Origin of the sequence: Cupriavidus sp. UYPR2.512, assembly GCF_000379565.1 — a bacterium.
Taxonomy (GTDB): domain Bacteria; phylum Pseudomonadota; class Gammaproteobacteria; order Burkholderiales; family Burkholderiaceae; genus Cupriavidus.
The window spans coordinates 49743-71998 of record NZ_KB902852.1 but is presented as its reverse complement, the minus strand read 5'-3'; the positions used below and the strand labels follow the sequence as shown (position 1 = coordinate 71998).

General features: G+C 68.0%; 23 protein-coding genes and 1 pseudogene. 14 read left to right on the top strand and 10 right to left on the bottom strand.

Going from position 1 to position 22256, the window contains the following annotated elements; all coding sequences use genetic code 11:
* The first annotated feature begins 6 nt into the window (after positions 1-6).
* The 3 genes from A3A5_RS0100365 (at position 7) to A3A5_RS0100355 (ending at position 3879) form a co-directional block, all read left to right on the top strand.
* The gene (locus A3A5_RS0100365) at positions 7-969 is read left to right on the top strand and encodes a TauD/TfdA family dioxygenase (protein WP_018308677.1); all 963 of its coding nucleotides are present in this window, start codon (positions 7-9) and stop codon (positions 967-969) included.
* A 30-nt stretch (positions 970-999) separates the two neighbouring features.
* The gene (locus A3A5_RS0100360) at positions 1000-2373 is read left to right on the top strand and encodes an LLM class flavin-dependent oxidoreductase (protein ID WP_018308676.1); all 1374 of its coding nucleotides are present in this window, start codon (positions 1000-1002) and stop codon (positions 2371-2373) included.
* 231 nt (positions 2374-2604) lie between these two features.
* A complete protein-coding gene (locus A3A5_RS0100355) occupies positions 2605-3879 on the top strand; it encodes an O-acetylhomoserine aminocarboxypropyltransferase/cysteine synthase family protein (protein WP_018308675.1) in 1275 nt (424 codons plus the stop codon).
* A gap of 112 nt (positions 3880-3991) precedes the next feature.
* Here A3A5_RS0100355 and A3A5_RS0100350 read toward each other — a convergent pair whose 3' ends face one another.
* The 3 genes from A3A5_RS0100350 to A3A5_RS0100340 are packed head-to-tail and all read right to left on the bottom strand — an operon-like array spanning position 3992 to position 5605.
* Positions 3992-4951 (bottom strand): lysylphosphatidylglycerol synthase domain-containing protein, encoded by a 960-nt coding sequence (locus A3A5_RS0100350; RefSeq protein ID WP_051108467.1) that lies wholly within the window; start codon positions 4949-4951, stop codon positions 3992-3994.
* Entirely contained in the window at positions 4948-5256 is a 309-nt protein-coding gene (locus A3A5_RS0100345; RefSeq protein ID WP_157637112.1) for a hypothetical protein, read from the bottom strand. Before A3A5_RS0100345 ends, A3A5_RS0100350 begins: the two co-directional genes overlap by 4 nt.
* Entirely contained in the window at positions 5237-5605 is a 369-nt protein-coding gene (locus tag A3A5_RS0100340) for a hypothetical protein (protein ID WP_018308672.1), read from the bottom strand. Before A3A5_RS0100340 ends, A3A5_RS0100345 begins: the two co-directional genes overlap by 20 nt.
* 65 nt (positions 5606-5670) lie before the next feature.
* Between A3A5_RS0100340 and A3A5_RS37445 the strand changes: the two are divergent.
* From A3A5_RS37445 to A3A5_RS0100315, 5 genes and pseudogenes are all read left to right on the top strand, one after another.
* Positions 5671-6221 (top strand): annotated as a pseudogene (locus tag A3A5_RS37445) (MetQ/NlpA family ABC transporter substrate-binding protein); the annotation flags it as partial.
* A 255-nt stretch (positions 6222-6476) separates the two neighbouring features.
* Positions 6477-7562 (top strand): pyruvate dehydrogenase (acetyl-transferring) E1 component subunit alpha, encoded by a 1086-nt coding sequence (gene pdhA / locus A3A5_RS0100330; protein ID WP_018308671.1) that lies wholly within the window; start codon positions 6477-6479, stop codon positions 7560-7562.
* Positions 7563-7608: 46 nt separating this feature from the next.
* Positions 7609-8586, top strand: a complete 978-nt coding sequence (locus A3A5_RS0100325; protein ID WP_018308670.1) for an alpha-ketoacid dehydrogenase subunit beta — start codon at positions 7609-7611, stop codon at positions 8584-8586.
* A gap of 29 nt (positions 8587-8615) precedes the next feature.
* Positions 8616-9734: a dihydrolipoamide acetyltransferase family protein gene (locus A3A5_RS0100320; protein WP_018308669.1), complete on the top strand. Its 1119-nt coding sequence runs from the start codon at positions 8616-8618 to the stop codon at positions 9732-9734.
* A 186-nt stretch (positions 9735-9920) separates the two neighbouring features.
* Positions 9921-10115 (top strand): hypothetical protein, encoded by a 195-nt coding sequence (locus tag A3A5_RS0100315; protein ID WP_018308668.1) that lies wholly within the window; start codon positions 9921-9923, stop codon positions 10113-10115.
* A gap of 1 nt (position 10116) precedes the next feature.
* Here A3A5_RS0100315 and A3A5_RS0100310 read toward each other — a convergent pair whose 3' ends face one another.
* Entirely contained in the window at positions 10117-11802 is a 1686-nt protein-coding gene (locus A3A5_RS0100310; RefSeq protein WP_018308667.1) for a SulP family inorganic anion transporter, read from the bottom strand.
* Between the two features lie 210 nt (positions 11803-12012).
* Here A3A5_RS0100310 and A3A5_RS0100305 point away from each other — a divergent pair, with 210 nt between their 5' ends.
* Together A3A5_RS0100305 and A3A5_RS0100300 are read left to right on the top strand one after the other, a co-directional pair.
* Positions 12013-12450, top strand: a complete 438-nt coding sequence (locus A3A5_RS0100305; protein WP_018308666.1) for a universal stress protein — start codon at positions 12013-12015, stop codon at positions 12448-12450.
* A 92-nt stretch (positions 12451-12542) separates the two neighbouring features.
* Entirely contained in the window at positions 12543-13199 is a 657-nt protein-coding gene (locus tag A3A5_RS0100300) for a peroxiredoxin (protein WP_018308665.1), read from the top strand.
* A 277-nt stretch (positions 13200-13476) separates the two neighbouring features.
* Here the strand turns inward: A3A5_RS0100300 and A3A5_RS0100295 are convergent, their stop codons facing one another.
* From A3A5_RS0100295 to A3A5_RS0100285, 3 genes are all read right to left on the bottom strand, one after another.
* Complete coding sequence (locus A3A5_RS0100295) at positions 13477-14445, bottom strand: chemotaxis protein (RefSeq protein WP_026200312.1); 969 nt, start codon at positions 14443-14445, stop codon at positions 13477-13479.
* Between the two features lie 140 nt (positions 14446-14585).
* Entirely contained in the window at positions 14586-14846 is a 261-nt protein-coding gene (locus A3A5_RS0100290) for a MoaD/ThiS family protein (protein ID WP_010810887.1), read from the bottom strand.
* Positions 14847-14873: 27 nt separating this feature from the next.
* Positions 14874-16034, bottom strand: a complete 1161-nt coding sequence (locus A3A5_RS0100285; RefSeq protein WP_232431236.1) for a glycosyl hydrolase — start codon at positions 16032-16034, stop codon at positions 14874-14876.
* A 120-nt stretch (positions 16035-16154) separates the two neighbouring features.
* Between A3A5_RS0100285 and A3A5_RS37440 the strand changes: the two genes are divergently transcribed.
* Positions 16155-16592 (top strand): hypothetical protein, encoded by a 438-nt coding sequence (locus A3A5_RS37440; protein WP_018308662.1) that lies wholly within the window; start codon positions 16155-16157, stop codon positions 16590-16592.
* Between the two features lie 14 nt (positions 16593-16606).
* Here the strand turns inward: A3A5_RS37440 and A3A5_RS0100275 are convergent, their stop codons facing one another.
* Positions 16607-16813, bottom strand: a complete 207-nt coding sequence (locus A3A5_RS0100275; protein WP_018308661.1) for a hypothetical protein — start codon at positions 16811-16813, stop codon at positions 16607-16609.
* 468 nt (positions 16814-17281) lie between these two features.
* On the opposite strand from A3A5_RS0100275, the gene A3A5_RS0100270 reads away from it, so the two are divergent.
* Positions 17282-18676 carry an NCS2 family permease gene (locus A3A5_RS0100270; protein WP_018308660.1) on the top strand — a complete coding sequence of 465 codons (1395 nt, stop codon included), beginning with the start codon at positions 17282-17284 and terminating at the stop codon, positions 18674-18676.
* Between the two features lie 181 nt (positions 18677-18857).
* Here A3A5_RS0100270 and A3A5_RS0100265 read toward each other — a convergent pair whose 3' ends face one another.
* Positions 18858-19268, bottom strand: coding sequence for a VOC family protein (locus A3A5_RS0100265; protein WP_018308659.1), 411 nt, complete (start codon positions 19266-19268; stop codon positions 18858-18860).
* Between the two features lie 282 nt (positions 19269-19550).
* On the opposite strand from A3A5_RS0100265, the gene A3A5_RS0100260 reads away from it, so the two are divergent.
* Complete coding sequence (locus tag A3A5_RS0100260) at positions 19551-19859, top strand: H-NS histone family protein (RefSeq protein ID WP_018308658.1); 309 nt, start codon at positions 19551-19553, stop codon at positions 19857-19859.
* Between the two features lie 75 nt (positions 19860-19934).
* Here A3A5_RS0100260 and A3A5_RS43930 read toward each other — a convergent pair whose 3' ends face one another.
* Positions 19935-20468 carry a hypothetical protein gene (locus A3A5_RS43930; RefSeq protein WP_018308657.1) on the bottom strand — a complete coding sequence of 178 codons (534 nt, stop codon included), beginning with the start codon at positions 20466-20468 and terminating at the stop codon, positions 19935-19937.
* Positions 20469-20987: 519 nt separating this feature from the next.
* On the opposite strand from A3A5_RS43930, the gene A3A5_RS0100250 reads away from it, so the two are divergent.
* Positions 20988-22016, top strand: a complete 1029-nt coding sequence (locus tag A3A5_RS0100250) for an AraC family transcriptional regulator (RefSeq protein ID WP_232431235.1) — start codon at positions 20988-20990, stop codon at positions 22014-22016.
* Positions 22017-22256: the final 240 nt, after the last annotated feature.

Genomic DNA, 22256 nt, shown 5'->3' with positions numbered 1-22256 from the left:
TTCGTGATGACCCAAGCCAACGCCACCCAAGACCAGACCGTCCAGCTCGACATCCACCCGGTTGCCGGCCGCATCGGCGCCGAGATCCGCGGCGTCGCGCTGCACGGCGGCCTGCCCCCCGCCACCTTCGCCGCCATCCGCGCAGCCCTGCTCAAGCACAAGGTGCTGTTCTTGCGCGACCAGGTGCATCTGGACGATGCCGCACAGCAGGGCTTTGCGCGCCGGTTCGGCGACACCGTGCCGCACCCGACCGTGCCCTCGCGCGACGGCACGCAATTGCTTGAGCTCGACTCGCAGCATGGCGGCCGCGCCAACTCCTGGCATACCGACGTGACTTTCGATCTGGCCTACCCCGCGGTCTCGGTGCTGCGCGCCGTGACCGTGCCCGCCGCCGGCGGCGACACGGTGTGGGCCAATACCGCCGCTGCGTACCAGGATCTGCCCGAGCCGCTGCGCGCGCTGGCCGACAAGCTGTGGGCGCTGCACACCAACGACTACGACTACGCGGCCACGCGCGTCAATCCCAGCGACGAAGGGCTGAAGCGCTACCGCGAAATATTCACCTCGGCGCTCTACGAGACCGAGCACCCGGTGGTGCGCGTGCATCCGGAGACCGGTGAACGCACGCTGGTGCTGGGCCACTTCGTCAAGAAGCTGCTGGACTACTCGTCGGCCGATTCGGCGCACCTGATTGCCGTACTGCAGGGCCATGTGCACCGGCTGGAGAACACCGTGCGCTGGCGCTGGCGCGCGGGCGACGTCGCCATCTGGGACAACCGCGCCACCCAGCACTACGCCATCAACGACTATGGCGACGCGCACCGCGTAGTGCGCCGCGCCACCGTGGCCGGCGATATCCCGGTCGGTGTGGATGGCCGCCGCAGCAAGGCGGTGAAGGCGGGCGTGCGCAGCGAGGGCGCGGCGCCGGCCAACCAGTCCGCCCGTGCCGCGCAACGGCAAGCGGCCTGACCCAGCCAGATTCTTCCGGGAGCACGATCGATGTCACAGCAAAAGCCGCCGCGCCAGCTGCATCTGGGCGCCTTCCTCCAGGCCACCGGGCACCATGTCGCCGGCTGGCGCCATCCCGGGGCCCAGGCCGATGCCGGGCGCAACCTGGCGCACTACATCGCGCTGGCGCAGCGCGCCGAGGCCGCGGGCTTCGATGCGCTGTTCCTGGCGGACGGCGTCGCCATCCGCGGCATGGACGATGCCACCCTGCCGCGCACCGCGCGCGCCGCCACCTTCGAGCCGCTGACGTTGCTGTCGGCACTGGCGGCGGTGACGCAGCGCATCGGCCTGGTGGCGACCGTCTCCACCACCTACAACGAGCCCTTTCATGTGGCGCGCAAGTTCGCCTCGCTCGACCACCTCAGCGGGGGCCGCGCGGGCTGGAACGTGGTGACGTCGTGGTCGGATGCCGAAGCGCGCAACTTCAGCCTCGAACGTCATCCCGCGCACGCTGACCGCTACGCCCGTGCCGAAGAGTTCGTCGACGTGGTGACCGGGCTGTGGGACACCTGGGAGGACGATGCTTTCCTGTACGACAAGGACAACGGCCTGCATTTCGATGCGGACAAGCTGCACCCGCTGGACCATCGCGGCGCGCAATTCCAGGTGCGCGGGCCGCTCAACGTCCCGCGCCCGCCGCAGGGCCATCCGGTGATCGTGCAGGCGGGCTCGTCCGAGGCCGGGCAGGAACTGGCGGCACGCACCGCCGAGGTCATCTTTACCGCGCAGCAGTCGCTGGCCGATGCGCAGGCCTTCTATCGTGGCCTGAAAGCGCGGCTCGCGCGCTACGGCCGCACGCCCGGCCAGCTCAAGATCCTGCCTGGCGTGTTCCCCGTGGTGGGCCGCAGCGAGGCCGAGGCGCAGGAGAAATTCGAAGCGCTGCAAAGCCTGATCCATCCGTCGGTGGGGCTGGCCCTGCTGTCGCAACACCTGGGCGGGATCGACCTGAGCGGCTATCCGCTGGACGGCCCGCTGCCCGACAACCTGGCCGAACCGAACGGCGCCAAGAGCCGCTTCCAGCTGGTTACCGGCCTGGCCCGGCGCGAGGGGCTCACCATCCGCCAGCTGTGCCTGCGCGTGGCCACCGCGCGCGGCCACTGGTCGATCCACGGCACGCCGCAGTCCATCGCCGACCAGCTGCAGGCGTGGTTCGAGGGCGAGGCCGCCGATGGCTTCAATGTCATGCCACCCTGGCTCCCGGGCGGGCTCGATGACTTCATCGAACTGGTGCTGCCGGAACTGCGCCGGCGCGGGCTGTTCCGCGAGCGCTATACGGGCTCCACGCTGCGCGAGCATCTGGGACTGCGCCGGCCGGAGAACCTGCGCTGGCAGCAGGTCGAACCGCCGCTCGCGGTCGGGGCATGACCCCTGCGCAGCGGCGCCGCGCATATCCAAATGCAATAAGTTTCCTTGCATGGCGGGAGCGCCGTCGGCAACCATGGCGGCCACGCCGCAGGGGCGTGCGCGGGCCGCGCTGGTACCATGGCACGGCCCGGTGCGCCCGCGCGGCGCACCGCTCGGCATGCCCGGCGCCATGGCAGGCACTGCCCCGGCGCGCCGGTCCGGCACCCAACAGCGAGAAGAAGAGAGAAGAACATGAAACTCGAAACCCTGGCCGTCCATGGCGGCTATTCGCCCGATCCCACCACGCGCGCGGTGGCCGTGCCCATCTACCAGACGGTGGCGTACGCCTTCGACAACGCCCAGCACGGCGCCGACCTGTTCGACCTGAAGGTGGCCGGCAATATCTACAGCCGGATCATGAACCCGACCAATGACGTGCTCGAGCAGCGCCTGGCCGCGCTCGAGGGCGGCGTGGGCGCACTGGCGCTGGCGTCGGGCATGGCGGCAATCACGTACGCGATCCAGACCATTGCCGAGGCCGGCGACAACATCGTCTCGTCGAGCCAGCTCTATGGCGGCACCTACAACCTGCTGGCGCACACGCTGCCGCAGTCCGGCATCGAGACCCGCTTTGCCGATGGCCGCAACCCGGCCAGCTTCGGCGACCTGGTTGACGCGCGCACCAAGGCGATCTTCGTGGAGTCGGTGGGCAACCCGCTCGGCAACGTGGTCGATATCGAAGCCATCGCGCGCGTGGCGCACAACCACGGCGTGCCGCTGATCGTCGACAACACGGTGCCGTCGCCCTATCTGTGCCGTCCGTTCGAGCATGGCGCGGACATCGTCGTGCATTCGCTGACCAAGTACCTGGGCGGCCACGGCAACAGCGTCGGCGGCGCCATCATCGACAGCGGCAAGTTCCCTTGGGCCCAGCACAAGGAACGCTTCAAGCGCCTGAACGAGCCCGACGTGTCCTACCACGGCGTGGTCTACACCGAGGCGCTGGGCCCGGCCGCCTATATCGGCCGCGCGCGCGTGGTGCCGCTGCGCAATACCGGCGCGGCGCTGTCGCCGTTCAATGCCTTCCTGATCCTGCAGGGCATCGAGACCCTGGCGCTGCGGCTGGACCGCATCACTGAGAACGCGCTGGCGATCGCCCGCCACCTGCAGCAGCATCCCAAGGTGGACTGGGTCAACTTTGCCGGCCTGCCCGACCATGCCGACCACGCGCTGGTACAAAAGTACCTGGGCGGGCGCGGTCCCGGCATCCTGTCGTTCGGCCTGAAGCAAGGCGGCCGCGAAGGCGGTGCGCGCTTCCTGGATGCGCTGCAGCTGTTCACGCGGCTGGTCAATATCGGCGATGCCAAGTCGCTGGCCACGCATCCCGCGTCAACCACGCATCGGCAACTCAATGCGGATGAGCTGAAGGCGGCTGGCGTCAGTGAGGACATGGTGCGGCTGTCGGTCGGCATCGAGCATATCGATGATCTGATCGAGGACCTGGATCGGGCGTTGGCGGCGGCCTAACCGCAGGCGTCACAGCGATCCGCAGGGTTTCTCCCCTCTCCCACTTCGCGGGAGAGGGGAGCGTACGCGAAGGCTGGTAGCACTCTCGAAAGCTATCGGTCGCCAGCACAACCTACCTCCCACCACGCTTGCCGTGCGCCTCCAGCACAAAGTAGCCAATCGACCCGATCATCAGCGGAATCAGGTAATACATCGCGCGATACGCAATCAGCGCCGCCAGCAGCAGCCCGTGCGGCACCTGGCTTCCCAGCATCGTCAGGAACACGGTCTCGATCACGCCGAGGCCCCCGGGGATCCGCACCACCACGCCCGCCAGCCCCGACGCCAGCAATACCTCAAGCACCGTGAAGTACCCCGCATGCGTATGCAGCAGCGAATACAGGATCGCCGCCATCGCCATCCAGTGGGCCGCTGACAAGAGGATTTGCAGCGCCGCGAAGCCGATCGAAGGAACGTAGATATCATGGTCGCGCACGGTCCGGTGCCGGCCGTGCCAGGTGGCACAGGCAGCCAGGTAGGCAGCCGGCACCGCCAGCATCAGCGCGCCCAGCACCCGTGTCAGCGCCGCGGGAATGCCCCACTCCGGCGGCAGCACCACCAGCTGTGCCGCCAGGATGCCCCCCGCCAGCAAGGCATAGCCGAGCCAGTTGCTGCTCACCACCACCACGAACAGGCTCCAGATCTGCGGCAGGGTCAGCCCGGCGCGCGTGTACAGGCGATAACGCACGCCCGCGCCGCCCAGCGTGGCCCCAAGGTTGAGGCTGAGGGTGTAGCTGACATAAGCAATCGCCATCACCCGCCACGCCGGCAACGGGTGTCCGGCATAGTGGCAGCCAAGCCGGTCGAACTGGCTGTACAGCAAGCCGCTCAGCGCAACGAAGGCCGCCGCCGGCACCAGCGTGCGGGCGTTGAAGCCGCGCAGCGCGGCCAGCACCGCGTCCCAGTCGATGGTGCCCAGCTTGCGCGCGATCAGCGCCAGCACCGCGGCAATGAACAGAATGCCGATGGCACGGCGCCACGCGGGCCAGTGCGCGTGCTCGCGGATGGCCGAGAAGGCCGTCGCGCCCATCATTGCGCGCCTCCCGTCGTCGCCGCGCGCCGCAAGACCGGCTGCGGCAGGAATGTGCGGAAATGCAGGCCTGCGTGCGCCAGTCGGGCATGCAATTTCTGGCCTGCCTCGGCTTCAAACAGGATAAAAGTTTCCGGCAGTGCGCTTTCGCGCGCGCACGGGATCGCGCCAAACCCGCACGACAGACGGCGCGCTGCGCCGTGCCCAGGCCGGCGGAAACGATCGGAGGCGGACTGCATCGGTGTCATGACCTGAAAAGGCCGCAAACACCGTGCCAGCGCGGCCCCGTCAACCACGGCCACGGCCACGGCCACGGCTGCGCCGCCAGCGTGCCAGGGCCGCGGCCGCCAGCGCACCGGCGACAAGCCCGGCAATGAACACCGCGGCAGTGGTCCCCTCCCAGCCCGTCTCGGCGGCAACCTCTGCGCTGCCCCGCGCAAGGGGCGCGAGCGACTGCCAGTCGGCAGCCGTGAACTGCGTCATCGCCTGCGCGCCGTCCAGGCCATACACGCAGATCTCCCCGCCCGGCAGCTTGCAGAAGCGCTCGCGCGGGCAGGCCTTGAGGATGGCCTGCGGCGCGCCCTCGCCGCAGTTGGCCCCGGCGCTGCGCAAGACCTGGATCGTGACTTCGGGATGCCGGGTGAGTTGTTCGGGCATGGCCGCCTCCAGACGGGTGACGCTGTCCTTCAGCGTAGTGCAGCCGGGCGCCGGCGCCCTTATTCGTGGCCTACCTGAAGAAGTTCTCGGCCGACCGCAAGCTGGCGCTGACCGACGTGATCCAGGTGCCGACCGCGCCGATCGGCATCTACAGCCGCAAGCACAAGGGCCTGGCCGAGGTGAAGCCCGGCAATACCTGTCGCTGCCGAACGATCCCACCAACCTGGCGCGCGCCATCGCCATCCTGCGGCAGATCGGCTGGGGCACGCTCAAGCCGGGCACCGACCCGGTCCGCGCCACCGAGCGCGACATCGACGCCAACCCGCACCAGCTCAAGCTGATCGAGCTGGAAGCCGCCCAGCTGCCGCGCTCGCTCGACGACGTGGACTATGCCTTCGTCAATGGAAACTATGCGCTGGCTTCCAGCCTGAAGCTGACCTCGGCGCTGGCGCTGGAACAGATCCCCGACTACTACATGAACCTGGTGGCGGTGAAGACGGCGGACCTGAACAAGCCCTTCGTCAAGGACATCCGCGACGCCTACCAGTCAGCGCAGTTCAAGACGGTGACGCAGCAGCGCTTTGCGGGCTTCGTGCAGCCGCCGTACCAGCGCTGAAGCGCACTGCTGTTGCCAGCAAGAAAGCGCCGACAGGCGCTTTCTTGCATTGTGGGCAGCACCACGCGCATTGTGCACAGCAAGACGATTTTGCGACGCGCCCGCCGCGCAAATGCCCTACACTCAAGCTCAAGTCCCTCCGCGCCCAAAAAGCACGGCGGGGATCACAACGCGATCATTGCTGCGGACAGCGCTGCGAAGATCCTCGCGGCCGTCCCTGCAGATCCTGTCGAGACAAGCATCGAGAGACCTGCCATGTCCACGGTTGCGAGCTTCGAGATCGGCTATACGCGCTACCTTGCCCCGCCGGGCGACACCTCCTCCCCCACTTCCCCTCCCCCACCCCTTGCCGGCAACCCCGACGCGCTGCTGCCGCTGTACCAGGCGATGGTGCTGACGCGCCAGTTCGACCTGAAAGCGATTGCGCTGCAGCGCACCGGCAAGATCGGCACCTTTGCCTCGGCGCTCGGCCAGGAAGCCATTGGCGTGGGCGTGGCCTTTGCGATGCGGCCCGAAGACGTGCTGGTGCCCTCGTATCGCGACCACGCTGCGCAGTTTGTGCGCGGCGTCACGATGACCGAGAGCCTGCTGTACTGGGGCGGCGACGAACGCGGCAGCGGCTTTGCGGCGGCGCCGCATGACTTTGCCAACTGCGTGCCGATCGGCACCCAGGTCTGCCACGCGGCCGGCGCCGCCTATGCGTTCCAGCTGCGCGGCGAGCCGCGCGTGGCGGTCTGCCTGCTGGGCGATGGCGGCACCTCCAAGGGCGATTTCTATGAGGGCATGAACATGGCCGGCGCGTGGCACGCGCCGCTGGTGATCGTGATCAACAACAACCAGTGGGCAATATCGATGCCGCGCAGCGGCCAGACCGCGGCGCAGACGCTGGCGCAGAAGGCCATTGCCGCCGGCATCCCCGGCGAGCAGGTCGACGGCAACGACGTGGTCGCAGTGCGCCACCGCGTCGGCGAGGCCATCGCGCGCGCGCGCGCCGGCGGCGGTCCGGCGCTGATCGAGGCCATCACCTACCGCCTGGGCGACCACACCACCGCCGACGACGCCTCGCGCTACCGCGACGAGGCCAGCGTCAAGGCGCACTGGCAGGAAGAGCCGCTGCTGCGGCTGCGCACGCACCTGCTGGCGCTGCACGCGTGGGACGCAGCGCGCGAGGAAGCGCTGGTCAAGGCCTGCTCACAGCAGGTGGCGCAGGCCGTGGAAACTTACCTTGCCATGCCGCCGCCAGATCCGGCCGCGATGTTTGACTGCCTGTACGCGGCCATGCCGGCCGAATTGCAGGCGCAGCTGGAGATTGCCCGGCGCTTCCCGGCGCCGCGCGGATAAGCAAGCGAACCCTGCGCCTCCACGTAGCGACCACAGCGAGCGAACCATGGCGGAAATCAATCTGGTCGAAGCAGTCAACCTGGCGCTGGCCCATGCGCTGGATCACGATCCCGATGTGCTGCTGCTGGGCGAGGATATCGGCGTCAATGGCGGCGTGTTCCGCGCCACCGTGGGCCTGCAGGCGCGCTTTGGCGCAGCGCGCGTCATGGATACGCCGCTGGCCGAAGGCGGCATCGTCGGCGCGGCGATCGGCATGGCGGCAATGGGGCTCAAGCCCGTGGCCGAGATCCAGTTCACCGGTTTTATCTACCCCACGGTCGACCACATCATCAACCACGCCGCACGCATGCGGCACCGCACGCGCGGGCGCCTGTCGTGTCCGATGGTGGTGCGCTCGCCGTGCGGTGCCGGCATCCATGCACCCGAGCATCATTCCGAAAGCCCGGAGGCGATGTTCGCGCATATGCCCGGCATCCGCGTGGTGGTGCCTTCATCGCCTGCGCGCGCGTACGGGCTGCTGCTGGCGGCCATCGCCGATCCGGACCCGGTCATCTTCCTCGAACCCACGCGGCTGTACCGCCTGTTCCGCCAGGAAGTGGCCGACGACGGCGCGGCGCTGCCGCTGGACACCTGCTTCACGCTGCGCGAAGGCAGCGATATCACGCTGGTTACCTGGGGCGCGATGGTGCAGGAGACGCTCGCCGCCGCGGACGCACTGGCCGGCGAGGGCGTGACGGCCACGGTCATCGACGTGGCCACGCTCAAGCCGCTGGACATGCAGACCATCCTGGAATCGGTGACGCGCACGGGCCGCTGCGTGATCGTGCATGAGGCACCGCGCACCGCCGGCTTCGGCGCCGAGATCGTGGCACAGCTGGCCGACGCGGGCCTCTACTCACTGGCCGCGCCGGTGCAGCGCGTGACCGGCTTCGACACCGTGGTGCCGCTGGCGCGGCTGGAATACACCTACCTGCCTGGCGTCGCCCGCATCGTCGACGCGGCGCGCAAGGCGATGGCGGCGTAACGTTGGGCAAAGATGCGCAAGGAGGGTCGATGAGAGTCTTCAAGCTGCCCGACCTGGGCGAAGGCCTGCAGGAAGCCGAAATCGTGACCTGGCACGCCAGGACCGGCGACACCGTGGCCGCCGACCAGCCGCTGCTGTCAGTGGAGACGGCCAAGGCCATCGTGGAAATCCCGTCGCCATATGCCGGCACCATCGGCAAGCTTTTTGCGCAGCCCGGCGACATCGTCCACCTGGGCGCGCCGCTGGTCGGCTTCGAGGGTGCGGGCGAGGATGCCGACGCCGGCACCGTGGTGGGCTCGGTCCAGGTCGGCACGCACGTGGTCAATGAAGCCGCGCCTGCGGGCACCGCGGCACCCGCCGCGGGCATGGCCGCGCGCGTCAAGGCCACGCCGGCAGTGCGCGCGCTGGCGCGCCGGCTGGGGGTGGACCTGGCGATGGCAACCGCATCGGGCCCCGAGGGCGTGGTCACCGCCGCCGACGTGGAGCGGGTAGCCAGCACGCTGGCTGAGCTGGGCGCGCCGGAAGAGCTGCGCGGCGTGCGCCGGGCGATGGCGCAGAACATGGCGCGCGCACAAGCCGAAGTCGCCGCCGCCACCGTGATGGATGACGCCGACATCCACCCCTGGCAGCCCGGCGCCGATGTCACCATCAGGCTGGTGCGCGCCCTGGTGGCCGGCTGCCGCGCCGAGCCCGGCCTCAATGCCTGGTACGAAGGCCAGACCGCCCGCCGCCACGTGCTGAAGAAGATCGACGTCGGCATTGCGGCGGACCTGCCCGAGGGCCTGTTCGTGCCCGTGCTGCGCGACGTGGGCAACCGCGATGCCGCAGACCTGCGCCACGGCCTGGACCGCATGCGCGCCGACATCCGCGCGCGCACCATCGCGCCGGAGGAAATGCGCGGCAACACCATCACGCTGTCCAACTTCGGCATGATCGCGGGGCGCTATGCCGCGCCTATCGTGGTGCCGCCGACCGTGGCAATCCTGGGTGCCGGGCGCGTGCGCGAAGAAGTCGTGGCGGCCGGCGGCGTGCCGGCGGTGCACCGGGTGATGCCGCTGAGCCTGACCTTTGACCATCGTGTGGTGACGGGTGGAGAGGCGGCGCGGTTTTTGGCGGCGGTGATTGCGGATCTGGAGATGGTGATGTAGGGGCAGCCGGCAGCAGGTGCTGACGGCCTGATAGTTTCTGAGAATGCTGCCACCCCTCGCGGACACCCCCCTCTCCCGCAAGCGGGAGAGGGGAGCAAACCGCTGGCTTCGGCACTGGTTTGCGCTGTATATAATGCGCATCCAATCACCGCCGCCATCACCGGCCGGGACAGCCGGACACCCCTCATGGAATCCAAGACCGCCCGCCTTACCATCCTGATCGATCCGGTCAAGAAAAAGGCTTTTGAAACCCTGTGCGCCTCGCAGGACCTGACACCGTCGCAGGTCGTGCGCCAGCTGATCCGCGAATACCTGGCCCAGCATGGTGTGGAATACGCCACCAAGGCCAAGCCCGCGGGCAGCACACGGCAGAAGAAGTAGCTCAGCGCGGGGCGTCGCCCTCGCCATTGCCTTCGCCTGCCAGCTCGCTGCAGCGCTGCACCGCCGGTGCCAGCGAATCCACGTAGTTGCCCTCCCCCAGCGCCGCCAGCACGCCCGCGCGCGCCAGTTTTTCCCTGACACGCTCGTTGGCTTCGGCCAGCACCACCGCCACGCCGCGTTTCTGCAGCGTCACGATCACGGCCTCCAGCGTCTGCAGGCCGGTCATGTCCATGAAGGGCACGCGGCCCAGGCGGATCAGCAGCACGCGCGGTTCGGTATGGGTCTGCACCAGCGCGCGCTCGCAGGCTTCCACGGCACCGAAGAAGAACGGTCCGTCGATCACATAGACCAGCACGCCCGGTGGCATCCGCGCGGCCGGGCCGGCGCCGGCGCCGCCCAGTTCGCGCTCCACCTCCACCGCGTCCTGGCGCGCCACCTCCACCGACGCCGACATGCGCCGCAGGAACTGCAGCATGGCCAGGATTACGCCGATATTGACCGCCACCACCAGGTCGGTCAGAACGGTCAGGGTGAAGGTGATCAGCAGGATGGCCACGTCGGCGCGCGGCGCGCGGCGGACCATGCGCGCAAACTGGCGCCCCTCGCTCATGTTGTAGGCCACCACGAACAGGATCGCGGCGAGCGTCGCCAGCGGCACGCTGGCCGCGAGCGGCGCCAGGAACAGCAGCACCATCACCAGCGTGAGCGCATGCACCACGCCGGCCAGCGGGCTGTTGCCGCCATTGCGGATATTGGTGGCCGTACGGGCAATGGCGCCGGTGGCGGCAAACCCGCCGAACAGCGGCGCCAGGATATTGGCGATGCCCTGGCCGACCAGTTCCTGGTTGGAATCGTGCCGGGTGCCCGCCATGCCGTCGGCCACCACCGCGGACAGCAATGACTCGATCGCGCCCAGCATGGCGATGGTGAAGGCCGGCCCGGCCAGCTCCAGCACGCGCGCCAGCGTGATGTCCGGCAGCGCTGGCACGGGCAGCCCGCGCGGCAGTCCGCCAAAGGCGGTGCCGATGGTGGCGACGCCGTCAAAGCGCAACAGCGCCTGCACCGCGGTGGCCACCAGCAGCGCCACCAGCGGCCCGGGGATGCGCCGCAGCCAGCGCACGCGCGGCGCGCCCACTACCAGCGCCAGGCTGCCCAGCGCCAGCGCGGTGGTGGCCGGGTGCCATTGCGGCAGCGCTTGCAGCAAGTGCCAGAGTTTTTCGTGGAAATGCTCGCCTGCCACCGGCGGCAGGCCGAAGAAGTCGCGCCACTGGCCGACGAAGATGATCACGCCGATGCCAGCCGTGAAGCCGACGATCACCGGCGCGGGAATGAACCGGATCACGCTGCCCAGCCGCGTCAGCCCCATCGCCAGCAGGATCAGGCCCGCCATCAGGCTGGCGATCTGCAGGCCGTCGATGCCGTGGCGCGCGGTCACGGCGGACAACACCACGATAAACGCGCCGGTCGGCCCCGCGATCTGCAGCCGGCTGCCGCCGAACAGCGACACCGCCAGCCCGGCGACGATGGCTGTGTACAGGCCCTGCTCCGGCTTGGCGCCCGACGCAATCGCAAACGCCATGGCCAGCGGCAGCGCCACCACCCCGACGATCACGCCCGACACGATGTTCGGCAGCCAGTTGCCGCGTCGGAATAGTCCGGCCAGCCAAGCTTCGCGCAGCGCGATCATGCGTCAATCCCTCGGGTTCGTGCAGGATGATAATGGTGCATTGGATGATAACAGGATGTTAATCCCGCCGGCTTGCGGCGCGCGCCGTGATATTCGCCACGTCTGCCCTGTCGCTTATGCCACTCAATTCCTATACTGGATTGGCTCGTCCGGGCGCACGGGGTACGGGCCCAGGCGGACGCGGCAAACTTCTGCAATCGGAGGCCCATCATGTTCAAGCACCTCCTTGTGCCTACCGACGGCTCCGCACGCGCCGACGCGATGGCGGCCCGGGCCATGGCCTTCGCCAGCCGCATCGGCGCCCGCGTGACCGGGCTGCATGTGATCCCCGAGTACCACGTGCTGACCTACCGGCTGACCAGCCTGCAGGACACCAAGGACACCTTTGCCGCAGAGGCCGCGCGCCACGCGGATACCTTCCTGGCCGCGCTCAGCCACGCCGCCGCGCAGGCCGGCGTGGCTTGCGAGACCATCACCGCCACCGACGACCATCCCTGGCAGGCCATCATCCAGTGCGCGCAGCAGCGCGACTGCGACCTGATCGTGATGTCGTCGCATGGCAAGCGCGGGCTGCAGGCGCTGCTGATCGGCAGCGAGACCCACAAGGTCCTGACCCACAGCACGATCCCAGTGCTGGTCTTCCGCTAGGCGGCCGGGCGAAGAACGAGATAGCGAGATAGCGGGCAACAGTGCGCGGCGACGCGCGTTTCCAAACCACGCCAACTGCAAGGAGCGCAACCATGGCGATTCGACTGGGCGAGCAAGCCCCTGATTTCACCGCCGACACCACGGAAGGCAAGATCAGCTTCCATGAGTGGATCGGCGACAACTGGGCCATCCTGTTCTCGCATCCCAAGGACTTCACGCCGGTGTGCACCACCGAACTGGGCTACATGGCCCGGCTCAAGCCCGAGTTCGACAAGCGCAATACCAAGATCATCGGCCTGAGCATCGACCCGGTGGATGACCACCAGCGCTGGGCCAAGGACATCGAGGAAACGCAGAACTGCACCATCAACTATCCGATGATCGGCGACGCCGACCTGAAAGTGGCCAAGCTCTACGACATGATCCACCCCGAGGCCAGCGGCAGCGGCCCGCGCACCGCGGTAGACAACGCCACCATCCGCTCGGTGTTCATCATCGGCCCGGACAAGAAGGTCAAGGCCATGCTGGTGTACCCGATGAGCGCCGGGCGCAATTTCGACGAGGTGCTGCGCCTGCTGGATTCGCTGCAGCTCAATGCCAAGCACACCGTGGCCACGCCGGTGAACTGGAAGCCGGGCGAGGACGTCATCATCCCGACTTCGGTCTCGGACGAGGACGCCAGGAAGAAGTACCCGCAGGGCTTCAAGACCCTGAAGCCCTACCTGCGCACGGTGGAACAGCCCAAGTAAGGGGGAGCGAGGAGCGCCAGCACCAGGGAGTACGGCCAGGCGTGGAGGTCACGCCGGCCGCCGCCGGGCCTCCCGGGCAGTAGCGGCCGGGAGGCCCGACTTGTCCACAGGAACTATCCACAGCTTCAGTGGATATCCCCCCTCTTGACAACCGCAAAGGGCGCGCCGGCGCTGGAACTCACTGGAGTGCCCGTTTTATAGGCAACCCGCCGGGATACGGGAATGGTTGCGGGCGTTTGAATTTTGTGCCTGTTGCGATTCTTCCGCCACCAGGCGCTCAGCGCGTCAGCACCTCGCGGATGGTGTCAGCCAGTTCCTTGGCCACGAATTTCGCCACATAGGCGTCCGCGCCCACTTTGCGCACATGCTCCTCGCTCGCCTCTCCCGACAGTGACGAGTGAATCACCACCGGCAGCGACTTCAGCCGGCTGTCCGCCTTGATCTTGCGGGTCAGGGTGAAACCATCCATCTCCGGCATCTCCAGGTCGGTCAGCACCAGCGCCACCTCGTCCTGCACTGACTTGCCATGGCTGGCCGCCTCGGCGGCGATGCGGTCAAGCAGCTCCCACGCCTCCTTGCCGGACTTGGTCATCACCACCGGCGCGCCCAGCGCCTTCAGCCCCTGCTCGATCAGGCCGCGCGCCAGTGCCGAATCATCGGCGGCAATGACCTTGGCGCCCGGGCGCAGGCTCAGTTGCGGGCCGACCGTGCCCGGGTCCACGTCCGGCTGCCGCGTTGGCAGCACATCGCGCAGGATCTGCTCCACATCCAGCACCTGCACCAGCCGCGACGCGTCCGTGCCCCCCGCGGCGTCCCCATCCAGCTTGGCGATGCTGGTAACGTGGCCGGTCCGCACGCTGGCCTCGGCCGAATGCACCTGGTTCCACTCCAGGCGCACGATTTCCTCCACTGCCTCCACCGCAAAGCCCTGCGTCGAACGTGCATATTCCGTCACCAGCAGGATGCCCAGGCCGCTGCGCGGCTTGCACCCGACCAGCCTGGGCAGGTCGATCACCGGGATCACCTGGCCGCGGATATCGGCCATGCCCAGGATCGACGGGTCGGCCCCCACCACGGTCGTCACGTGCGGCATCACCAGGATCTCGCGCACCTTGAAGACATTGATCCCGAACAGCTCCGTCTGGCCGGAGTGCTCGGCTTCGCCAAGCCGGAACAGCAGCAGCTCGAACTGGTTGTTGTTGGTGAGGTTGGTCCGTTCGTCGATGTCCCTCATGGAACTGCTCATGCGTCGCTCCCGTGCCGTGCGTGTGGTGTTTGCCGCCGTCGTTGTCATCTGCCTGCGGCCGCGGCGGATGGCGCACGGCAGGGTTCATGACTGGATATCGGCGGTGGGCACGGGGAGTTGAGCGGCGCTGTCGCCCGGCCTTAGCCGCCCGCCAGCGCCTGCAGGATATGCACCTCGTCGGTTTCCTTCAACGGCGCATCCAGCCTCATCAGCTGCGTGCGGTTGACGAAGACGCGGATATACGGCCGCAGCTTGCCCTGCTCATCGACGATGCGAAAGCGCATGCCGGGGAACTGGCGGTCAAGGTCGTCGAGCAGTTCAGCAATGCTGGCGCCACGGGCTTCGACGTATTCGCGCTGTCCGGTATAGGAAAAGAGCGGCGTCGCGATACGGACCTGCATGGAAGTTCTCCGATCGGCTGATGGCATTCAGGCAGGGCGCGCCACGGTGACCGCGTAGACCTGCGGCAGATTGCGGGCGATGCATTGCCAGCCCTCGCCTTCATCCGCACTGGCCCAGATCTCGCCACCGGTGGTGCCGAAGTAGACGCCCACCGGCGCGTGGCCGTCGGTGGCCATGGCCTGGCGCTTGACGGTGAACCAGCCTTGTTCGGCCGGCAGGCCGCGGTCCTGGCGCTGCCAGGTCTCGCCAGCATCGCGGGTGACATAGGCCGCGGGGTGGCCGCCCGGGCTGACGCGCGGCCAGACATCGCTGCCGTCCATCGGAAATACCCACACCGTGCGCGGATCGCGGCGGTGGGCGACGATCGGGAAACCGATATCGCCAACCTCGGCCGGCATGGCTTCGCCGATGCGTTTCCATACACCTTCGCGGCGGTCCATGCGATAGATGCCGCAGTGGTTCTGCTGGTACAGGATGTCCGGGTCGGCGGGATGCTGCAGCATGCAGTGCGGGTCCTGGCCGTATTCGGGGTTGGGATCGGGCAGGAAGGTGGCGAGGCTGCCGCGGTTCAGCGGCTTCCAGTCCGCGCCGCCGTCGGTGCTCTCGAACACGCCGCCGCTGGACATGCCGATATACAGGTGGCGCGCGTCGCGCGGGTCGACCAGCACGGAATGCATTTTGGGGCCGTCGGGCGTGCCGTCCTGCTCGCCGCCGGTCCAGGTGCGCCAATTCGGGTGGTCGTTGAAGCCGGACACCGGCTCCCAGGTCGCGCCATGGTCGGCGCTGCGGAACAGCCCCTGCGGCGAGGTGCCGGCGTACCAGGTGCCGGGCTCGCTGGCATGGCCGGGCGTGAGCCAGAACACGTGGTCGACGACGCGGCCGGTCTCGCCCTCCGGCGCCTTGTCGAAGGCGGGCGGGCGCGCGGCTTCGGTCCAGTTGCGGCCGCCGTCGGCGGAGCGGAACACGGTCGGGCCCAGGTGGCCGGTGCGCGCCGCCATCAGCATGCGCGACGGATCGCGCGGGTCCTGCACGATATGGTGGATGGTATGGCCGAGAAACGTCGGGCCCTCGATCTGCCAGCCGCGGCGCGCGGCGTCGCTGGTCAGGAACCAGGCGCCCTTGGTGGTGGCCACCAGCAGCCTGACGGGTCCGGCATCGGTTTCGGGAATGGGGGAAGTCGTCATCATGGCTCCTGCAAGAAGGCCGGTGAACGATGCTTCCGAGTCTAGTACATGTAGACAGTGTTCACAATTGAAGGATGACCAAAGCTGCTGGCGGCAGCTCAGTGACAGCCACAAAGACTACGAATGCGATGCCGGCGCTGCCCGCGGGCGGCCAGGCCTGCGCCTGCGCCTGCGCTATCGCGAGGCCGGCTGGCCGGTTATGCCGTCTTCAACCGGCTGATCGAGGTCGGCCGCCGCGCCGATCCATGGGTACGGGCGCCGCATACAAAGTTTGCGCCCGCTTACCAACGCCGCGGCCTGGCTCGGGCGCCATACCGCTGGGCGCTGGACGGCGGGCTGTGCCTGCTGAGCGGGGCGCGCCAGTCGGCCGGCGCCAACGCCCTATGGCAGGCGCTGGCCGCCGATTACCCGATGGGCTATGTGGACTTGCGCCACAAGACGCTGAGCTGGCTGGGCCAGGCCGTCGACGCGCCAGTGCGCGAGGGCCTGCATACGCGCATGCTGCTGCTCGGGCGCGGCTGGACGCTGGACGCGTTCATGGCCCGCACCGGCATGTACTGACGCAGCGCAACCGCTTACAGCCAGCGGATCGGCGCGGCTTCGCGGGCGTTGGCCAGGTACAGGGTCCAGCCCTGGGCAAAGTAGGCGCGCACCCGCGCGGCCAGCGATTGGCCACCGCCCACGCGGGCGTAATAGGCAACATCGCGTGCAGGCCGGGCGGCGGGCTTCGATCCCCTGGCTTGGGCGGGCTGGCGATAGAGGGTGTCGGCGAGTACTTGCATGGCGAATATCCTTTCCAGTTAGGTTGGAAGTTGGTACGCCTCACGAAGCACATCCAGCCGTGGTTCGGCCCGGATCGGGAGGCAGTTCAGGGTTATCCCTAGTATAGAGAAGTTGCGCCTGAATCATCCGGGTCTGTACCTATAGGCCGTATATCGGGTGCGTGATAATGACCGCCTGCCGGAAGCGCCACCTGATGCCGATCCGCCGATCTAAGGCGGTTAATCGTCACATTCGATATTCCCCGATCCACATGCCGCGCATTGTCTGCCGGTGATGATGCATGGCGCGTGGTCACCTAGCCTTCAGCCTTGCCCGGATCGCGCCCGCAGAAGGCACCGACAAGCGGCACACCGATAACAGCGGGTTGGCCAGGCTTGCGCCTGCAGCCCAGACCAGAACCACGTGAGATACGCCTGACAACAGTCCGTACGACGGACGTTGCAGCGCCCGCAAGGAGACAGCCCATCATGATCGAACAGCCCTATCCGTCGCCCGCGACGGAAGCCGATGCCGCACGCCCCCAAGTCCCCGAAGTCCGGAGCCGGCTCGACGCGTTTTTCGAGATCACGGCGCGCGGCAGCACCCAGCGCAAGGAAGTGGTCGCGGGGGTAACCACCTTCATGGCGATGGTCTATGCCGTCTTTGTCGTGCCCGGCATGCTGGGCAAGGCCGGCTTCGACACCAGCGCGGTCTTTGTCGCGGTGTGCCTGACCACTGCCTTCGGCTCCCTGCTGATGGGCCTGTGGGCCAAGCTGCCGATCGCCATCGGCTGCGCCATCTCGCTGACCGCATTCATGGCCTTCGGGCTGGTGCTGGGGCAGGGCCTGTCGCCGGCGGTCGCGCTCGGCGCCGTGTTCCTGATGGGCGTGATCTTCACCGCGATCTCCGTCACCGGCGTGCGCTCCTGGATCCTGCGCAACCTGCCGGCCGGCGTGGCGCACGGCACCGGCATCGGCATCGGCCTGTTCCTGCTGCTGATCGCCTCGAATGAAGTCGGCCTGGTGGTCAAGAACGCTCACCCCGGCCTGCCGGTGTCGCTGGGCAAGATCACCTCGTTCCCGGTGGTGATGTCGGTGCTGGGCCTGGCCGCGATCTTCGGCCTGGAGCGCCGCAAGGTGCCGGGCGGCATCCTGCTGGTGATCATCGCGATCTCCGCCCTGGGCCTGGCCTTCGATCCGGCGGTGAAGTTCACCGGCGTGTTCGCGCTGCCGTCGCTGAGCGCACCCGGCCATGAATCGCTGATCGGCGCCATGGACGTGCGCGGCGCACTGTCGGCAGCGGTGCTGCCGAGCGTGCTGGCGCTGGTGATGACCGCGGTGTTCGACGCCACCGGCACGATCCGCGCCGTCGCCGGACAAGCCGGCCAGCTCAATGCCGCCGGCCATATCAACAACGGCGGGCGCGCGCTGACCGCGGATTCGGTCAGCTCGATCTTCTCGGCGATGTTCGGCGGCGCTCCGGCCGCGGCCTATATCGAGTCGACCGTCGGCGTGGCCGCCGGCGCCAAGACCGGCCTGACCGCCGTGGTGGTGGGCCTGCTGTTCGTGGCGGTAATGTTCTTCTCGCCGCTGGCCGGGCTGGTGCCGTCGTACGCCACCGCGCCGGCGCTGATGTACGTGGGCCTGCTGATGCTGTCGAGCGTGAGCCGCCTGCACATGGACGACCTGGTCGACGCGATGGCCGGCCTGGTCTGCGCCGTGTTCATCGTGCTGACCTGCAATATCGTGACCGGCATCATGCTGGGCTTCTGCACCCTCGTGGTGGGCCGCGTGGTGGCGGGCGAATGGCGCAAGCTCAATGCCGGCACGGTGGCTATCGCGGTCGTGCTGGCTGCGTTCTATGCCGGGGGCTGGGCCATCTGATCCTGCCGGAACCAACTGCCGCGTCCGGGGCGCCATGCCCGGGACGCTGACAACCAGATGTCTCCTCCACCGTGATCCAGGTGGATTTCAAGCCCGGGCTTCCTGCTTTCCCGGGCTGTTTTTTTTGGTGGCTTGCCTGAACGATCCCGCGGCTGGTGAATAGGGTCTCGCTAAATCGCCTTCATTGCCTGGCCTGCATTGCCGCCATATCCATGTACACCAGCTCCCAGACATGGCCATCCGGATCCTGGAATCCATGCCCGTACATAAATCCCAAATCCATCGGCGGCTTGTAGGTATTGCCACCCGCCGCGACCGCGGCATTGACTATTTCATCCACGCGGGCGCGGGTTTCCATCGACAGGCAAACCAGCACCTCGGTCGATTTCCGTGCATCGCAGATTTCATTGGGCGAGAAGCTGCGGAACTTGGCTTCCGTCAGCAGCATCACGAAAATGTTCTCGCCGACGATCATGCAGGTGCCAGTGTCGTCGGTAAATTGCGGATTGAAGGAAAAACCCAACTGCGTAAAGAAGGCAATCGACTTTTGCAGGTCGCGGACGGGCAAATTGACAAAGATCTGCTGGCTCATCAGGGGCTCCGGTAGTTGTACCAGGGGGCTGCGCTGGGCGCAGACAAGCAGTCTAGGCGTTAAAGTCCCCGGTCGCGCGTATTTTCATTGTCCTAAACTGCTGGCAAAACAGGCTATGAACAGCCCAATGCCGGCTGCGTCGTCGGCTGTGCAACCGTCAATTCAGGCCGGCAATCAATCAGTCCGTGCAATCTCCGTTATTTTTTGTAAAATTTTTTTAGGTGAACCGACCCCGCAACTTCTAGTACCATGCAGCGGCCTATTTGCAGAAAGGGGATATAAATGGCGACATACAAGCAACTCCTGGCTGAGAAGGAAGCGCTGGAAGCCAAGCTGAATGAAGTGCGCGCGACGGAAGTCGCCGGCGTGATCGACAAAATCCGGGATCTGATGACTGAATACGGCCTGACCGCCGACGACATCCTGCCCCGCCGCAAGCGTGGCCGCCCGGCCGGTTCGAGCGCGAAGAAGCCTGCATCCGCCTTGCCGCCCAAGTACATGGACCCCAAGACCGGCAAGACCTGGTCGGGCCGCGGCCGCGCGCCGGCGTGGCTGGGCAAGCGCCCTGAGCGTTTCCTGATCGAGCAGTAAGCCGCCTGCGCGGCCAGCGGGCGCCTGCCTCAAACGCCCGCTTCAATCGATGGTGCCATCGGTCTGCCAGGCGCGTCACTGCGCCTGGCACACATAGTCCTTGCGCAGCGCCCTGAAGCCCTGCTGGGTCGGCTCCGCCGTCAGGCGCGCGCCGCCGTAGGCCAGCGGCTGCATGCGCAATACCTGCGCCGAGCACTGGCTCGCGGTCTCGTCCCGCTGGTAGCGGATCTCATACTGGCCGCCGGCAGCCGGCACGAATGACACGCCCGCCGCGCAACGCAGTTCAGGCAGCGGCGGCGCCGCTGCCGACGTCACCGCTACGTAGATGCGCCGGCCCGCCTCCACCAGCCGCTCGCGCGTGCGCGCCGGCGGCTCGGGCGAGCGCCCGGCCATGTCCAGGCCGCGGTCCCGTCCCATCGCAGACAACTGCCTGCCGGTTCCCGCCAGCACCAGCGGCCGCGCGGGCACCGGGCATTTGGCCGGATCGACCACGGTGAACGAAGTATTGTCGTCGGTGCTGGTCAGCAGCCGCACGCTGGCGGTCGGGGCGCCGGCGGGCACCCGGTATTGCGCCACGCAGCCGGACAGCGCCAGTGTGGCGGCGAGCATCGGCAACAAGGCCACGCGAGGCAGGACTGCGGACGACCGGTCATGGCGCATGGCGGCGGGCAGGTAGAGTCGCAATGGGGCCAACAGCGGGCGTTGGCGGCATGATGGCGGCAAATCCGGCAGGGATGCCACACGATGACAACGCGGCCAGGCAAGAGGCCGCGCCCTCAAACCACTCAGCATACCCGCATCCGGCACTTGGCGGCAGCCGCACAAACCCATGTTGAAAACTGGCGTGTGATATCCACAGAATCTGTGGATATCCTGGCCCTGCACTCCCCGAAAGCCCCAGTCTGTGCGGCAACCCACCGGAGCGCCCAAATTTTAGGCAACGGGTTGCGGGCGCCCCGGAACCTGGCAACGGTACGGTACCACCCGCTGCCCGCACGCCGTTGCGCTGCCCAGGCCACACTTCGCCCCCCCGCATGCCCTTGAAGGGGGCACCGGCACCGCGTAATCTCATTGTTACCGGGGGCTGCACTGGCGCACTTGCGCCAACTTGCCAGCCAGATGATGACAATGACACAACAAGAGCCTATCCAGGCCGGGCCGTTGCCTCGTGACCTGCTGCACGCGCTGCGTGACGGCGGCTACGACGTATCGGGACTCGCGCCTTCCCCGGAATCCGACACCGACTCCGACCCCAGCGACCTCAAGCCCACCGTGCCGGCGGCCGGCCCGCAACAGGCCTGCAACGTGCTCTGCGCGGTCTACCGTGCCACCGGCGATCCAACCATCGGCCTGTGGCTGGGCAGCCGGATGCAGACCGACCTGCTCGGGCTGGCGGGCCTGCCCGCCATGGCCGGGCCGTCGCTGGGCACCGCGCTGCGGCGCATCGCGCGCTACCAGAAGCTGCTCGCCGGCGACCGCATCGAACTGCGCCGCCAGGGCGACGAAGCCTGGGTCTGCATCCGCCCGAGCGACCCCGAGGCGCCCGACACCCGCCCGCGCATCGACATGGAGCTGTGCTCGCTGCTAGCCTTCGGGCGCCAGTTCACGCGCAAGCCGCTGCATCCGCTGCGGGTGTCGCTGCGCATCGGCCAGCCGGACTGGCACCTGCGCTATACCGAGGCATTCGACTGCCCGGTGCGCTTTGGCGAGCCGGAAGACGCCATCGTGTTCGGCCGCCGCGACCTGGCCTTGCGCCTGGCTGCCCGTGTGCGCAGCGGGCCGGACGGCCCGGGCGCGGGCCACGCCATGCGCGAAGCGCGGCCGGCATCCGCTTCGCTGGACGATGTGCGCGCGGCCCTGCAGGCCCTGGCCGGCGAGCGCGCCCTCAGCCTGGCCGCGGTGGCGCGCTACCTGGACATCAGCGAGCGCACGCTGCAACGCCGGCTGATGGCGGCAGGCACGAGTTTTCGCAAGCTGTGCGAGGAGGCGCGCCGCGACCTGGCTGGCGGCTACCTGGCCGGGGGCGCGATGTCGCTGGGAGAAATCGCGTTCCGGCTCGGCTTTGACGATGCCAACTCATTCTTCCGCGCCTTCCGCCGCTGGACCGGCATGACACCGAGCGACTACCGGCGCGCGGCGGCGCATCTGCCCGCCTAGGGCAGGCCGTCTCACCCGCCGTCGGGTTGCTCCCACGGCGGGTTGTCGCCGAAGCGCCCGGCCAGGAAATCGACAAAGGCGCGCACGCGCGGCGCTGACATGCCAGGTCGAATGCAGGACGATGCCAAAGCCCGCCAGCGCCGCATCGGACAACAGCTCGCCGGTATTGGCCTCGATCCGGCCACGCACGCGCACGGCAATCTCCCCGCCGGCACCCTCGGCCAGGCGCCAGACATCCTG